The 14,726-nt window shown below is 48.4% G+C and carries 17 protein-coding genes; all 17 read right to left on the bottom strand.

Features of this window, described 5'->3' with window-relative positions; all coding sequences use genetic code 11:
* Position 1: 1 nt before the first annotated feature.
* Positions 2-238 (bottom strand): ATP synthase F0 subunit C, encoded by a 237-nt coding sequence (gene atpE, locus Ga0451573_RS11320; protein WP_231684232.1) that lies wholly within the window; start codon positions 236-238, stop codon positions 2-4.
* Positions 239-275: 37 nt separating this feature from the next.
* A complete protein-coding gene (gene atpB, locus Ga0451573_RS11315) occupies positions 276-1,001 on the bottom strand; it encodes a F0F1 ATP synthase subunit A (protein ID WP_231684231.1) in 726 nt (241 codons plus the stop codon).
* 118 nt (positions 1,002-1,119) lie between these two features.
* A complete protein-coding gene (locus Ga0451573_RS11310) occupies positions 1,120-1,650 on the bottom strand; it encodes a hypothetical protein (protein WP_231684230.1) in 531 nt (176 codons plus the stop codon).
* 3 nt (positions 1,651-1,653) lie between these two features.
* Complete coding sequence (locus tag Ga0451573_RS11305; protein ID WP_231684229.1) at positions 1,654-1,878, bottom strand: AtpZ/AtpI family protein; 225 nt, start codon at positions 1,876-1,878, stop codon at positions 1,654-1,656.
* Positions 1,879-2,177: 299 nt separating this feature from the next.
* A complete protein-coding gene (gene wecB, locus Ga0451573_RS11300) occupies positions 2,178-3,344 on the bottom strand; it encodes a non-hydrolyzing UDP-N-acetylglucosamine 2-epimerase (protein WP_231684262.1) in 1,167 nt (388 codons plus the stop codon).
* Between the two features lie 24 nt (positions 3,345-3,368).
* Positions 3,369-4,616: a serine hydroxymethyltransferase gene (gene glyA, locus Ga0451573_RS11295; protein ID WP_331459413.1), complete on the bottom strand. Its 1,248-nt coding sequence runs from the start codon at positions 4,614-4,616 to the stop codon at positions 3,369-3,371.
* Between the two features lie 24 nt (positions 4,617-4,640).
* Positions 4,641-5,111, bottom strand: coding sequence for a ribose 5-phosphate isomerase B (gene rpiB, locus Ga0451573_RS11290; protein ID WP_231684228.1), 471 nt, complete (start codon positions 5,109-5,111; stop codon positions 4,641-4,643).
* Between the two features lie 68 nt (positions 5,112-5,179).
* A complete protein-coding gene (locus Ga0451573_RS11285) occupies positions 5,180-5,650 on the bottom strand; it encodes a low molecular weight protein arginine phosphatase (protein WP_269438237.1) in 471 nt (156 codons plus the stop codon).
* Between the two features lie 15 nt (positions 5,651-5,665).
* On the bottom strand, positions 5,666-6,211 hold the full coding sequence (locus Ga0451573_RS11280) for a manganese efflux pump MntP (protein WP_231684226.1): 546 nt from the start codon (positions 6,209-6,211) through the stop codon (positions 5,666-5,668).
* A gap of 12 nt (positions 6,212-6,223) precedes the next feature.
* Positions 6,224-7,279, bottom strand: coding sequence for an L-threonylcarbamoyladenylate synthase (locus Ga0451573_RS11275; RefSeq protein WP_231684260.1), 1,056 nt, complete (start codon positions 7,277-7,279; stop codon positions 6,224-6,226).
* Positions 7,280-7,371: 92 nt separating this feature from the next.
* Positions 7,372-8,649, bottom strand: a complete 1,278-nt coding sequence (locus tag Ga0451573_RS11270; protein ID WP_231684225.1) for an ArsB/NhaD family transporter — start codon at positions 8,647-8,649, stop codon at positions 7,372-7,374.
* A 109-nt stretch (positions 8,650-8,758) separates the two neighbouring features.
* Positions 8,759-10,042, bottom strand: a complete 1,284-nt coding sequence (locus Ga0451573_RS11265) for an ArsB/NhaD family transporter (RefSeq protein WP_231684224.1) — start codon at positions 10,040-10,042, stop codon at positions 8,759-8,761.
* Between the two features lie 16 nt (positions 10,043-10,058).
* A complete protein-coding gene (gene prmC, locus Ga0451573_RS11260; protein ID WP_231684223.1) occupies positions 10,059-10,916 on the bottom strand; it encodes a peptide chain release factor N(5)-glutamine methyltransferase in 858 nt (285 codons plus the stop codon).
* Between the two features lie 3 nt (positions 10,917-10,919).
* On the bottom strand, positions 10,920-11,987 hold the full coding sequence (prfA, locus tag Ga0451573_RS11255; protein ID WP_231684222.1) for a peptide chain release factor 1: 1,068 nt from the start codon (positions 11,985-11,987) through the stop codon (positions 10,920-10,922).
* Between the two features lie 61 nt (positions 11,988-12,048).
* Complete coding sequence (locus Ga0451573_RS11250; RefSeq protein WP_331459412.1) at positions 12,049-12,963, bottom strand: DUF1385 domain-containing protein; 915 nt, start codon at positions 12,961-12,963, stop codon at positions 12,049-12,051.
* 83 nt (positions 12,964-13,046) lie between these two features.
* The gene (gene rpmE, locus Ga0451573_RS11245) at positions 13,047-13,244 is read right to left on the bottom strand and encodes a 50S ribosomal protein L31 (protein WP_231684221.1); all 198 of its coding nucleotides are present in this window, start codon (positions 13,242-13,244) and stop codon (positions 13,047-13,049) included.
* An 89-nt stretch (positions 13,245-13,333) separates the two neighbouring features.
* Positions 13,334-14,596 (bottom strand): radical SAM family protein, encoded by a 1,263-nt coding sequence (locus Ga0451573_RS11240; protein ID WP_231684220.1) that lies wholly within the window; start codon positions 14,594-14,596, stop codon positions 13,334-13,336.
* Positions 14,597-14,726 lie beyond the last annotated feature (130 nt).

Here is a 14,726-nt window from a genome sequence, read left to right as displayed (position 1 = left end):
CTTAACCAATCTTACCAACCAAAATAAATGCGATCAACAAACCGTAGATAGTTAAGGTTTCCATAAATGCTAAGGCAATGAAAAGAAGTGTTCTGATGGTACCACTAACCTCTGGTTGACGGGCTATACTTTCGAACGCTTTACCGGAAGCAATACCCTGACCAACACCAGCACCAACAGCAGCAATACCTACTGCAAAAGCAGCACCCAGTGCGATTAAACCGCTAACCAGTTCCATTTTTTTCCCCCCCTTCTCAAGACTAGCAAATATAATTTTAATGATGTTCTTCAGTAGCTCCAGCTATATAAGTTGAAGCTAATAGTGTAAACACGAGAGCCTGAATGGCCCCCGTCAGAAGACCCAAAACCATCATGGGCAAAGGCACAAGAAACGGTACCATTGCACCCAATTGGGCGATTATTGTTTCTTCACCATATACGTTCCCGTATAGACGAAGGGAGAGTGATATCGGTCTAACCAATTCCTCGATTACGTTCAAAATGAACAGGAACGCCATCGGTTGGAAGAAGTGCTTGAAAAAGCCGATTCCCTTTGCCTGGATGCCAAAATAAAATACAGAAAGAAATACCAAAACTGCTAAACCTGCGGTAATACTAACATTGTTTGTCGGCGGCACAAAACCTTTAATCATAGCTGCACCGGGGATTACCCCTGAGTAGTTGCTTAACAGTATATAAAGGAAACAAGTACTCAAAAACGCTCCATACTTCCTGGCTCTTTCTTCCCCCATAATGCCGCCAAAGAAACTGTATAATCCATCTACAGCATATTCCCACACGTTCTGAATGCCCTTTGGCATTCGATGCATATTTTTTGTGGCTAACCAGGCAGTAAATACTAATATGAACATAATAACCCAGGAGGTTATTACAAAATTATATATTGGCAGATGAAAATCCGTCCCTGGTATAGCAACGTTAAATAATGGGTCTACAGGCCCGTGATGTGCTGCGCCGCCTCCCTCTGCTGCTGCTGACAATGTTCCCACCTCCTTTGCTAAAACCTCTTAAAATCATATATATCATGTAATATATATCTTATAAAATGTCCCCTCAATAATCCCCTTAAAGGTTCTGACTGCTGTCCCCCTAAAGGTTCTAACTACTGTCCGGATCATTGAACCTGGGATCAGCCTGATATCTCTCGTCAAAGTCAAGACCTGGGAAACGGATTCCCTCCGGCAGGTCTTTGGGTTTCTCCACTTCTACCTCCGCGGAATCAGCCTGCGGAGCCTCAGCCTCATTATTCCACCACTCTTCTTCAGTATAACGCACCACATAAACTCCCATTATCATCTTGGGCAGCAGGAGACCCATAAAGGTTCCCAATGCAAAGAGGTAATGGGTCCTCGGTATAACTATGTATAGTATAATTACAATCAGCCAAAACCTTACATGATAGCTGGCAAAGCTTATAACCCTGGCCAAATCGGGTGAGGCCAGCTTAAAGGCAACATCAAGTATGACGCTAACAACCCTGTAGTTAATTATACACAGCCCGACTCCAAACACCAAACCGAAGGCTAACTGTTTTAGTCCGAAGAAATATGAAATTCCGCCTATCAGTATGGTTGCCAGCAAAGACCATTTTGCTATGCCTCGCTGAACCCGTGGAGTATCGACTGCCATGCTCTAGTCCCTCCCCTTTTTGGGAAAGGCCAAGTCGTACAAAGACTTAAGGCCTGCCGCTGTCCCCAGTATAAACATAATCAGTGTCAACCAGGGTTTTGTCCCAAAATACTTATCCAGCCAGCTCCCGGCAAAATAGCCGATTGTAACAGATACAGCCATAGTCATGCCAGCAGACATAATAATGCCAACAGCCTTATAGCTCTGGTTTTTCTCATCTTCTTTCATTTTCACACCCTCTTTTGGGGGGGCTTATGGGAAAGAGCTGTTTTCCGTAATACCGGTGCCGGCACTAACGTTGTTAATTATATTAAGTCAGACAAGAGAATATTTCTTAATTCTCAAAATTTTTTGATTTTGATGCGCTTATAAAAAGACATAAACATAATACCTTTTACCTCGGCAGAAGGTCTACATTGTATGTCTGGATAACCGCTGCAGAATTTATAACGTACTCTATATTCTCTCTTTCTTTACAAATTCCTTTTTTTTGACGGTAATTTTTAATATTTTTTTTCACAAGGTTTTTATACTGTAAATTCATCCGGTTTGACGTGGTTCAGGCCAAAAAAGTATTTTAGCCCTGAGACAATCCTCCCACACGCCTGACCGTCTCCGTAGGGGTTTACCGCACCTGCCATCCTGGCATACTCTGCACGGTTTTCCAGCAGCAATTTACACTGGCTGTAGATTGCCGCCGCATCTGTACCCACCATCCTGACCGTTCCAACGTCAACCGCTTCCGGCCTTTCGGTGGTATCTCTAAGCACCAGCACCGGTTTGCCCAGAGAAGGGGCTTCCTCCTGCAGTCCCCCGGAATCAGTCAGCACCAAATATGACTTGTTCATCAGATTAACAAAGGGAGCATAATCCAGCGGGTCAACCAAATGGACCCTCCGGACCCCCCCGAGTACCTCATTGACCATTTCCCTAACCCTGGGGTTTTTATGAACCGGGAAAACGATTTCTACGTCAGGGTAGTTTTCCACCACATCCCGTAATGCCCGGTAAACGTTTCTCAGAGGATCACCCAGGTTTTCCCGGCGGTGGGTTGTCACCACAAATACCTTGCGCCCGGTATAATCAATACTGTCCAGGGCGCTGTCTCCAAAGACAAACTCATCCTTTACCGTTGCCAACAGGGCATCGATAACAGTATTACCGGTTATCAGGATATCCTCTGCGCTAACACCCTCCCTGAGCAGATTTGCCTTTGCCGTACCGGTAGGCGCAAAGTGGTATTGGGCAATGGAACCCGTAAGCTTCCGGTTCATTTCTTCCGGGTATGGAGAGTACCTGTTCCCGGTACGCAGTCCTGCTTCAACATGTCCAACCTTGATCTGCCGGTAAAAGGCAGCAAGACTGGCAGCAAACGTAGTAGTAGTATCTCCATGTACCAGAACAATATCCGGTTTTTCATGTTCCAAAATCTCATTCAGGCCCGTCAGCGCTCTTGTGGTTATCTCATAAAGAGTCTGATTCGGAAGCATTATATTTAAATCATATGCAGGTTTAATGTGGAATAATTCTAAAACTTGGTCCAGCATTTCCCGGTGTTGTGCCGTAACCGCGACACTGCAGCTAATATCAGGGTCCTTTTCCATTTCTTTTACCAAAGGCGCCATTTTAATAGCTTCAGGGCGCGTCCCAAATACCGTGAGCACCTTTAGGGGGTTAACTGAATTCACCAGCATATTTGTTTTCACAAGTTCACCTCGCTAGTTATACAAAGGGTGTTGATTGCACAGGTCATGCACCATATTGCGGGCCTTGGTAAGTTTAGCATCATCTTCCCGTCCGGTAATCGCCATATCAATAATTTCAGCAACAGTTTCCATGGCTTTTTCCTCCATACCTCTGCTGGTAGCGGCTGGGGTGCCAATCCTGATCCCGCTGGTCACCAACGGGCTCTGGGGGTCAAATGGAATAGCGTTCTTGTTAACTGTTACCCCAACCTTATCCAGGACTGCTTCTGCTTCCTTCCCGGTGATATCCTTATTTCTAAGGTCAACAAGCATCAGGTGGTTATCGGTTCCACCCGACACAATTTCAAATCCGCGCTGCTCCAGAAAACCGGCCAGAGTCTTGGCATTTTTAACAACCTGCTCCTGGTACTTCTTGAATTCCGGCGTCAGGGCCTCTTTGAGGGCAACTGCTTTGGCAGCAATCACATGCATCAGGGGCCCGCCCTGAATTCCGGGGAACACTGATTTGTCGATAGCTGCGCCGTATTTCTCCCGGCACAGAATCATGCCGCCTCTGGGACCGCGCAGTGTTTTGTGTGTTGTTGTGGTCACAAAATCAGCATGGGGAACCGGAGATGGGTGCAGGTCTGCAGCCACCAGCCCGGCAATGTGAGCCATATCAACCATCAACATCGCCCCTACCTCTTCAGCTGCTTCCTTTAACTGCACAAAATCAATGATTCTGGGATAGGCGCTGGCCCCGGCCACAATCATTTTGGGCTTATGTTCAAAGGCCAGAGCAAATATTTTTTCATAATTGATTCTTCCGGTCTCCTTTTCAACCCCATAGGGGACGAAATTATAGTATTTCCCGGACATGTTCACCGGACTGCCGTGAGTCAGGTGTCCGCCATGACTTAGGTTCATCCCGAGAACTGTGTCTCCCGGCTTAAGCATAGCGAAATAAACGGCCATATTTGCCTGGGCGCCCGAATGTGACTGAACATTGGCATGTTCTGCCCCAAAAAGCTCTTTAGCCCTTTCTATGGCCAGCCTTTCCACAATGTCAACATACTCACAGCCGCCATAGTAACGTTTACCGGGATACCCTTCAGCATATTTATTGGTCAGGACCGCTCCCTGTGCAGCCATAACCGCCCTGCTCACAAAGTTTTCGGAGGCTATCAGCTCAATATTGTGCTGCTGCCTGTGTTTCTCCTTGGCAATGGCTTCGGCCACCTCAGGGTCTGTCTGTTTCACAAAATAGAGTTCATCATCCACAACAATTTCCTCCCCATGTTATAACTAGCTTTTTTCGAAATCGATAATTTTTTGCACTCGCCTGGCATGGCGGCCGCCCGCAAAATCAGTCTTCAGCCAAACGCCGGCAATATCTCTGGCCAGGCCCGGCCCTATAATGCGTTCACCCATTGTCAGGATATTAGCATCATTATGCTCCCGGGACGCCTTTGCAGAGAAGGTATCATGACACAATGCTGCCCGGATGCCTGCCATTTTATTGGCAGCTATCCCAATACCTATCCCGGTGCCACAGATGAGAATTCCCCTTTGGTACTCACCTGATTTTACCGCTTTAGCGACATCAAGGGCGATATCAGGGTAATCCACCGACTCTTCGGTAAAAGTGCCGAAATCCCTGAAGGCATATCCTTCTTCCTGAAGCAGGCTGATTATTTCTTCTTTGAGTCTGAAGCCGGCATGGTCTGAACCTATGGCCACTGTTACAGCTTCCTTTGTCATATTTGCCTCTGTCATATGTGCCTCCCGTGTCAAATTAACGAAATTCTACATAACTTTACAATTTCCACAGTTTACATTCTACATCAATTCTTGTTTCCCTGCTGCAATATTTTATGTATCACCTTTTCCACAAGTTCCCGGATTTCCAGAGCGCTTTCCCTGTATACCCCGACAGATTGTCCAAACGGGTCAGCCACATCGGCCCCTTGGGCGCCGGCGTATTCGGCAAGGGTAAACAGCTTTGCACCCAGCCAGGGATATTTCCCGGCCAAGGCCCTTTTATGGGCAGCGGTCATGGTAAGGATTAAGTCTGCTTCCCTGGCAAGCGCCTCTGTAAAGGGTCTCGCCATATGTGAAGAAATATCAATTCCCGAGCATGCCATTACTTCACGGGCCTGTTCCGATGCCGGACTGCCCGGGTATGCCATCAGTCCTGCAGAGGTGAGCAGAATGGCCTTCCCGCTTTCTCCTGTTTCGCCAAGAATCTGTCTGGCCAGTGCTTCTGCCATAATGCTGCGGCAAGTATTGCCGGTACACACAAAAGCAATTTTCAAGCAAACCACACTCCATTACACAAACAGCTTTATTCCTATTAGCACCAGGATAGACCCGCCTGCCGCCACAGCGCGCCGGCCCATCCATTCCCCGACCTTTTTGCCAAATTCCAGTCCAAAGAATGACATTATCCCGGAGACAACCCCAATAACTGCTGCTGCCAAGCCCACCGCCACCTGTTGGGTCCCCAGTGTAAAGCCCACACTGAGGGCATCAATACTGACGGTTACTCCCAATACTACAATACCATAAACACTGGTAAGGATGAACCGGGAAAAATTTTCTTCCTGGTTTTCCGAAAACCCTTCCCAAACCATCCTCAACCCAAGCAGAACCAGGACCGCAGCTCCGACATAACCTGCCCACCGGCCCAAAAAGCTGCCCACAAAACCACCGGCAAAGTAACCAGTCAGCGGCATGATTATGTGAAATGCCAGTACGGTCAGGCTGATCAAATAAACCTGCCTTTTGTTAACCCCTGTCATCCCCAGCCCCAGGGAAAAAGAAAACGCGTCAGCGCTCAGTGCCAAAGCCAGGGCAAAAATTGTTCCCAACCCCAAAATCTACTCCTCCTAAACTGTGATGATACTGCCGGCAGCTTTTCTCAGCCTGTTCATTACCGCTGCCCCGATTCCTGTTTCAGAATACCCCTCAGATATAATTATGTCAACACCCTGCATGTCCATGTGGCGCAGTCCGTAAAAAAGATTCCGGGCAATTTCCTCAGAACATCCCCGGCTGCCCAGGTCAAAAACGGCATCAGCCTTGTATTTGGCTGCGGTTTCCGCTGATGCCAGAACTCCGATCCGCTTTCCCCGGCAGCGGTATTTAGCAGTTAATTCACTGACTTTTCGAGTGATCTCATCAGGCTGTTCCCCGGTAACCAGAACCACTTCAGCCTTTGGCGAGTAGTGACGGTATTTCATTCCCGGTGATTTGGGCGCTTCCGCATTACCTGCTGCAAAAGAAGCGGCAGTTTCCACAGGCCCCAGAACCGCTTCCAGTTGTTCCCGGGTTACTCCCCCCGGACGCAAAATAACCGGAGGCTCCAGGGTCATATCAATAACCGTGGATTCCACCCCAACCCGGCACGGTCCGCCATCAACAACGGCATCTATTTTCCCCGATAGATCCTCAGCGACATGCCCTGCTGTTGTCGGACTCGGACTTCCGGAACTATTGGCCGAAGGGGCAGCGACAGGAATTCCGGCCTTGCTGATTAATCCCAGGGCTGCCGGATGGTCAGGCATCCGCACTGCCACTGTGTCAAGGCCGGCAGTAACTACATCCGGAACCCCGCTTTTTCTGGGCAAAACCACTGTCAGGGGACCCGGCCAGAAGACTTCCATAACCCTTCGGGCAGGAACAGTAATATCATCTGACAGGTCATATACCTGGCTGACATCTGAAATATGTACTATCAAAGGGTTATCACAGGGCCGCCCCTTGGCGGCAAAGATTCCAGATACCGCAGCTGGGTCAAGGGCATTGGCGCCAAGGCCGTATACCGTTTCCGTGGGAAAGGCGACCAGGCCGCCCCCCCGAAGCAACTGTGCCGCTTTTTCCAGATTTTCATCTGTTGAACTCAGTATTTCAGTCTTTTTCTGTGTCTCAGTCTTTTTCTGTATTATATCCACTCGGGGCACACCTCTCAACCGGCTGTCTTTCGCCGGTCATTCAAAGTTGAAACAGGGGGAATTCGGATGAATTCCCCCTGCCGCTAAACCAGAACAAAGTAACGCAGATACACATATCCAGTCGAGACAATAATGGACATTATCATCAAGGGAAAAGCAACTTTCATATATCCCAGGAAAGATATGGGGTATTTACGACCCTCAGCCATCCCGGCAACAATAACATTTGCTGAGGCCCCAATCAAGGTGCCATTGCCCCCCAGGCAAGCGCCCAGGGCCAGAGACCACCACAGGGGATCAATGTTCCCTAACCCCCCTAATTCACTCATAGTGTGCAGCAGGGGTATCATTGTAGCCACAAAAGGAATATTGTCCACAAAAGCTGAGGCAATCGCTGACAACCACAGGATAATCATCGATGTGGGCAGCAGCGCTCCCCCGGTAATATCCAGGGCCTTCTCCGCCAAGCCATGAATTATCCCCGTTTCCTCCAGACCGCCAACCAGAATAAACAGACCGATGAAAAAGAATATTACCGGCCATTCAACCTGGTGCAGCACCCGTTCCGGGTCAATCCGGGTCAGCAGCATCAGCAGCACCCCGCCGCCCAAAGCAATTGTTGCCGATTCCATATGAATAAACTGGTGGAGGATAAACCCCAGTATGGTTAAACCCAGTACAAACAAGCATTTTTTCAGTAACACCCAGTCTTTAATTGCAGAGAGTTCATCAAATCCCATAACCTTTTGCTTCAATTCTTCTTTTACATGAAGTCTCTTGCCATAAATAAATTTAAGGGCTATCATCGTCAAGAGATAGACTACTATGGCAACCGGTGCCAGATTGACCAGAAAATCCATAAAACCCAGGTGGGTCTGGCTGCCAATCATGATATTGGGCGGGTCTCCGATAAGTGTCGCTGTTCCCCCGATATTTGAAACCAGAATCTCGGTAACAAGAAACGGCATCGGGTTTATCTCCAGTTCCTCTGTTATAGAGAAGGTTACCGGTACTATCAGCAGCACAGTGGTCACATTGTCCAGTAAAGCCGACCCGACAGCAGTGATCAGGGCCAATGCCGTCATCAGTCTCCAGGGATCCCCTCCAGCCCACTTGGCTGACTTTATCGCCAGGTACTCAAAGACACCCGTCTTTTTGGTAATCCCGACAATTATCATCATTCCCGTCAGCAGTCCCAGAGTGTTGAAGTCAATCATTTCAATGGCCTTTTCCTGCTCCAAAATCCCCAGGAAAATTACCAGCATACCCCCCATGAGGGCAACAACCGTCCGGTTAAGTTTTTCAGAAATAATAAAAGCATAGGTTATCAGGAAGACTGCTCCTGCAATATACGCGTCCATATGCGCCTCCTTTCAGAATGAGAACACTAAATGTATTATTAATTTGGCCATCATTCGCCATAATATCAAATTTTGGATTAACCAGCTTCCGGTAATCCTGCTTATAGTTTTACATTAAATACCGCAAATATACATAGATGCTTGAGATGATTATTGACATGATCATTAGTGGAAAAGCGACTTTCATATATCCTACAAAAGAGATGGGGTATTTGCGGTGTTCGGCCATTCCGGCAACAATAACGTTTGCCGAGGCCCCGATCAGTGTCCCGTTACCACCCAGGCACGCGCCCAGGGCCAGAGACCACCAAAACGGATCTATATTTGACATCCCGCCCAGTTCACCCATTGTCTTCAGCAATGGAATCATGGTGGCCACAAACGGGATGTTATCTACAAAAGCAGATGCTATAGCTGACAGCCACAGAATTATTAGTGAGGTCGAGACCATTTCCCCGCCGGTTATTTCAAGGGATTTTACGGCCATGGCCTCAATAATCCCGGTTTCCTCAAGCCCTCCTACCAGGATGAACAGCCCGATAAAGAAGAAAATTACCGGCCACTCAACCTCGTGCAGCACATGTTCCGGGTTAATCTTTGACAGCAGCATCAAAAGGGTGCCGCCGCCCAGGGCAATTGTTGCTGATTCCATATGTACAAACTGGTGGAGAATAAACCCCAGGATAGTCAACCCCAGCACAAAGAGGCACTTTTTCAGCAGGGGCACATCCTTAATGGCTTCATTCTCGTCAAATTCCATGACCTTCTGTTTCAGTTCCTCGGCCACCTTGAGCCTTCTGCCGTAGATAAACTTAAGGCAGACCATTGTTAGTATGTAGACTACAATAACAGGAGGTGCCAGATTTATCACAAAATCCATAAAACCGAGGTGTGTCTGGCTGCCAATCATGATATTGGGCGGATCCCCGATAAGAGTCGCGGTCCCGCCTACGTTTGAAGCGATGATTTCTGTGATCAGAAAGGGAATGGGATTTATTTTCAGCTCTTCGGTAATGGAAAAGGTTACCGGAACTATCAGCAGAACTGTTGTCACATTGTCCAGAAAAGCAGACCCTACGGCAGTAATAGTGGCCAGTGCAAGCATAAGCCGCCACGGTTCCCCCTTGGCCCACTTGGCAGACTTGATGGCCAGGAACTCAAATAAGCCGGTGCGTTTGGTAATCCCGACAATAATCATCATCCCGGTCAACAGCCCCAGAGTATTGAAGTCAATCATTTCAATAGCCGTATGCTGTTCCAGGATCCCCAGAAAAATAACCAATAAACCACCCAATAAAGCTACAACCGTACGGTGAATCTTTTCCGAAATAATCAGGGCATAGGTTAACAAAAATACAGCAACTGCGATATAGGCCTGTACTTGGCTCTCCATAAACGACCCTCTTTTCTTAAGTTTTCTTACGGATCACTATAAATCGGTCAAGCCCAGCGTAATCCTGTAAAACCTGAATGCCTTCCCCCCATCGTTCTTCAGGCAGCAGTTTCGTCAGCCCTTCAGTCTGACCTGTACCCATCTCCAGGCAAAGCCATCCCCCTGTTGCCAGTACTTCATATGCCCGAATAACGAGCTCTCTGTACAAATATAGGCCATCACCCCCTCCATCCAGTGCAGTATGAGGCTCATACTGAGAAACCTCCGGCTGCAGCCAAGACACCTCTGCAGACGGAATATAAGGCAGGTTGGCAATTATCCAGTCAACTTTGCCATCAAGCCCTGCCGGAATACCATCAAGCAGGCTGCTGTTTAAAAATTGTATTCTTTCCCGTACGCCCAGCCTGGCAGCGTTTTCCCGGGCCACCTCTAAAGCGGCATCAGAAATATCAACCGCCCATATCCGGGCCTTGGGCAGATACGTGGCAAGGCTGACAGCGATTGCCCCGCTGCCTGTCCCTACATCGACTATAACCTGGCTGTCTCCGGCACGTTCGATAACCCATTCAACCAGAACTTCAGTTTCGGGTCTGGGAATAAGTACCTTCCGGTTAACCAGAAACGGCAGTGACATAAATTCCTTTTCCCCTGTTATATATGCGACCGGCTCCCGGCGCGAACGCCTGGCAACAGCCGCTAAAAACTCCCTTAGTTTATTATTCGGAATCACCCTGTCGTTTTTGACGTAAAGGTCGGTCCTTGATACCTTAAGCACAAATGCCAGCAGAACCTCGGCATCAAGTCGGGCCGTATCAATCCCGCTGCTGCGCAGGACCTGGGCCGCCTCGGCCAAAGCCTCCCTTACCGTAGGCATAATTTAATCCACCTGCTTTAATTTTTCCGCATGGTCAGTTGTAATCAAGGCTTCGATAATCTCATCCATATTTCCTTCCAGCACCTGGTCCAGCTTGTGCAGGGTCAGGCCTATCCTATGGTCGGTAACACGCCCCTGAGGATAATTGTAAGTCCTGATCCTCTCACTGCGGTCACCTGTACCCACCTGGCTTTTCCTGGCGCTGGCAAGCTGGGCATCCTGTTCCTCCCGCGCCCTGTCAAGCAGCCTGGCTCTAAGGACCCGCATTGCCTTATCCTTGTTCTTGTGCTGTGATTTCTCGTCCTGGCAGGAAACCACAATCCCGCTGGGAATATGGGTAACCCTTACTGCGGACTGGGTCGTGTTCACAGACTGGCCGCCGGGGCCGCTGGAACAGAACACATCAATCCTTAAGTCATTGGGGTCTATATCTATATCAACTTCTTCCGCTTCCGCAAGAACTGCAACTGTAACAGTTGAGGTATGGATCCGCCCTGATGACTCAGTAGTCGGGACCCGCTGAACCCGGTGGACTCCGCTTTCGAATTTAAGCCTGCTGTATGCGCCTTGGCCTTCTATAAGGAAGGAAACTTCCTTAAATCCCCCGATATCGGTAGCATTAGAGCCAAGGATTTCGGTTTTCCAGCCTCTCTCTTCAGCATACCTGCTGTACATCCGGAACAGCGCCCCGGCAAAAAGGGCAGCCTCCTCACCACCGGCGCCGCCTCTGATTTCCATGATGACGTTTTTGTCGTCATTGGGGTCTTTAGGCAGCAAAAGTATTTTAAGCTTGGTCTCCAGCTCTTCCTTTTTGCCTTTTAGCTCTTCCAGCTCCAGTTCGACCATTTCCCTGAACTCTTCTTCCAGTTTATCCTCAAGCATTTCCCCGGCTTCACTGATTCCCCGGAGGACCTCCTTATATTCCCGGTAAGCTGTCACCACATCTGTCATCGAAGCATGTGCCTTGGCATGCTTCTGCCATTCAGCCTGATTTGCAATGACATCGGGATTACTCAACAGGCCTGCGAGTTCCTCATATTTATCTTCAAGCGCCTGTAATTTATCGAACATTTCCCACACCTCTGAATTGAATTATATTAAGTACTATTACAGTGAACTACCTTAACTAAAATTACTGCAGAGCTTCCTGCAATTCTTCCGGAGACAATTCTTCCGAAGATACCTCTTCCTTTGCCAGTACTGATTTGAGTGAGGCAATGGCTACCTCAAGCTGGCTGTCGTCCGGCTCCCTGGTAGTAAGTTTCTGCAGCCACAGCCCCGGAGTAATGAGAACTTTCATCAATGGGGAGTTACAGTATTTGCCCGACAGCTTAAGAATCTCAAATGAAATACCGGCTACTACAGGTAACAGGGCAATCCTGGAAGCTATCCGCATCACCAGATCCTGTTTACCCAAAAAGCTGAAAACAAATACCATGATAACCATCACAATCAGCAGAAAGCTGGTGCCACACCTCGGGTGCAGCTGGGAATATTTTCGTGCGTTTGCAACGGTCAGCTTTTCATTAGCTTCAAAGGTGCTGATAACTTTGTGTTCCGCGCCATGATACTGAAATACCCGCTGAATATCCTTCATGCGCGATATAGCCAGGACATAAACCAGAAAAATCCCTATCCGCAAAAGCCCTTCAAGGAAATTAATCAGAACAACGCTCTCCAGTGAGTACAGGAGCCTGGCTGCGCTTGTTGGCGTAACTATGAAAAGAAGTATCCCTAAGATTACCGCCACACCTATGGTCAGGGTCATTTCCCAGGGGCTGAGCTGTTCTTCTTCATCCGCGGCTGCCTGGCTGGCGGAAAAGGTCAGGGCCTGGATGCCTATAATCAAGGACTCAAACAGCGATACTGTCCCCCTGAGAAAAGGGAGTTTGAGAAACGGCAGCTTTTTGGTTATAGAATTCACGGGACGCTCTTCCACTATAATTTCATTATCCGGTTTCCTGACCGCTATAGCCACATTGTCACGACCGCGCATCATCACACCCTCGATAACCGCCTGGCCTCCATATGTCACCTTATCACTCAACTAATTCAACTCCCTACGTTTTTAAATGGCGCCATCGTCATCTTTTACCATATTAAAAGAGCAGAGCCGGTGCTCTGCTGTGATTACATCCCGTATTTTTTCTTGAATTTATCCACACGGCCACTGGTATCAACAAATTTTTGCTTTCCTGTAAAGAAAGGATGGCACTTGGAGCAAATCTCTACTCTTAGCTCCTTTTTCGTTGATCCTGACTCAAAAGTTTCACCACAAGCACAGGTTACTACGGCTGAACCGTACTTCGGATGAATGTCCTTTTTCATGGCCCTTCACCTCTTTTCTGGAAATATCACCAATTGTCAACTTTTAATATTATAACATACGGCTTATAGGGATGCAACCGTTTTCATTCTTAAATCTCATTATTTCGTACAGGTCGGGAATAATTGCCAATTTCGAGCCCGGGCAGCTCCCCTTTAAGAAAATCTATAAAATTATTAATACCCATTCCCTCCTCAGCGGCCAATGGCACCCGGGAAGACAAAAAATCAGGATCAATATTGAGGTTGCGTATCTGAACCATATTTATGTCAAGCTGCTCAATCAGAGCGGCTAGCGCCTCAGCTTCTTCCGGGATATCGGTAAGCCCCGGAAAGGTCAGCAGGTTAAGGGATACATAGATACCCTTATCCCTGGCAAAAGCAATGGATTCGCAGACATCCTGCCATTTGTAATTCGCGGGAGCATAATAAGCGGTGTAGGTCTCTTTCCTAGCGCTGATAGTGCTAACACGCAGGGAGTCGATTCCGGCAGAACAGATTTCCCGGATACCCGGGGTATTGCCTGCATTTGTATTCATATTGATGGTCCCTGTCCCCGTTTGACTGCGAATGGTTTTTATCGCCTCAGATATCAGGGATGCCTGCAAAGAAGGTTCTCCTTCACAACCCTGCCCGAAGCTAATGATGGCATCATCTGCCCCAGTAAGATGCCGGACTGCTATATCAGTCACTTCCCACGGCTCGGGAACAAAATCTATTCTGCTCTGAGGCGACGGACAGCACTCCGCAGGCTGCAGTGATATACACCCCAAGCACCTGGCATTACATACCGGTGATACCGGGATACCCCCTTCCCACCTCCTGTAAAAAATGTTCTGAGCGGTAAAGCAGTGGTACTCCAAGGCACACCTTGCCAATTGAGTGATAATCCTGTTCTTTCCCTGCCGGTCAAGCATATCATAAACCAACCCGGGCAGCTCAGGGGTTCCATAATGGATGGGGTTCCATTTCTCCGGGGCATCTGTCTGTACCGCAGCAACGTGGACCCGGCCGTCCTTCCAGCCCACTGCGGCATAACCAAACAGTGGCAGCGGCTGCTGCTCCTTACGCCGGTAAGCCGGAAGCAGGGTCCTGGCAAAACCCTGGGGCAGCAAAGCCCCAACAGCAAAACAGGAGTCCCCTGCAGGTCCTGAGTCTACCTGAGTAAAACTCCCTTCTGCTCCTATGGCCACCGGAACTCCTCCGGGCACCATAACCAGCGAAGCCCCTGCAGGCAGAGGGATCATCTCATCTTCCTCCAGCCCCACAAACAAGCCCCCGGTACGTCCCACAGCCAGCGCCTCCGGGTTTTCATACATCCTGCCTTTACTATCTGCATACAGTAACTGAAACATCGCCATTCTCCTCAGTTTTGGCCTGACATAACTTAAACTACATTATATTACTTTTATACAAAAATGCCAACACATCTTATAGCAACAGTTAACACTTGTGCATCATGCCTCGTGAAATATATTTTAGATG

This window comes from Phosphitispora fastidiosa, assembly GCF_019008365.1.
Classification (GTDB): domain Bacteria; phylum Bacillota; class Thermincolia; order Thermincolales; family UBA2595; genus Phosphitispora; species Phosphitispora fastidiosa.
The sequence above is the reverse complement of the archived record's forward strand: the minus strand, read 5'-3'. Positions and strand labels throughout refer to the sequence as shown.

What these genes read in the sequence shown, in the direction of transcription:
- atpE (WP_231684232.1), bottom strand. Translation starts at nt 238, where the DNA reads ATGGAACTGGTTAGCGGTTTAATCGCACTGGGTGCTGCTTTTGCAGTA.
- Ga0451573_RS11310 (WP_231684230.1), bottom strand. Translation starts at nt 1,650, where the DNA reads ATGGCAGTCGATACTCCACGGGTTCAGCGAGGCATAGCAAAATGGTCT.
- Ga0451573_RS11305 (WP_231684229.1), bottom strand. Translation starts at nt 1,878, where the DNA reads ATGAAAGAAGATGAGAAAAACCAGAGCTATAAGGCTGTTGGCATTATT.
- wecB (WP_231684262.1), bottom strand. Translation starts at nt 3,344, where the DNA reads ATGCTGGTGAATTCAGTTAACCCCCTAAAGGTGCTCACGGTATTTGGG.
- rpiB (WP_231684228.1), bottom strand. Translation starts at nt 5,111, where the DNA reads ATGACAGAGGCAAATATGACAAAGGAAGCTGTAACAGTGGCCATAGGT.
- Ga0451573_RS11270 (WP_231684225.1), bottom strand. Translation starts at nt 8,649, where the DNA reads ATGGACGCGTATATTGCAGGAGCAGTCTTCCTGATAACCTATGCTTTT.
- Ga0451573_RS11265 (WP_231684224.1), bottom strand. Translation starts at nt 10,042, where the DNA reads ATGGAGAGCCAAGTACAGGCCTATATCGCAGTTGCTGTATTTTTGTTA.
- prmC (WP_231684223.1), bottom strand. Translation starts at nt 10,916, where the DNA reads ATGCCTACGGTAAGGGAGGCTTTGGCCGAGGCGGCCCAGGTCCTGCGC.
- prfA (WP_231684222.1), bottom strand. Translation starts at nt 11,987, where the DNA reads ATGTTCGATAAATTACAGGCGCTTGAAGATAAATATGAGGAACTCGCA.
- rpmE (WP_231684221.1), bottom strand. Translation starts at nt 13,244, where the DNA reads ATGAAAAAGGACATTCATCCGAAGTACGGTTCAGCCGTAGTAACCTGT.
- Ga0451573_RS11240 (WP_231684220.1), bottom strand. Translation starts at nt 14,596, where the DNA reads ATGTTTCAGTTACTGTATGCAGATAGTAAAGGCAGGATGTATGAAAAC.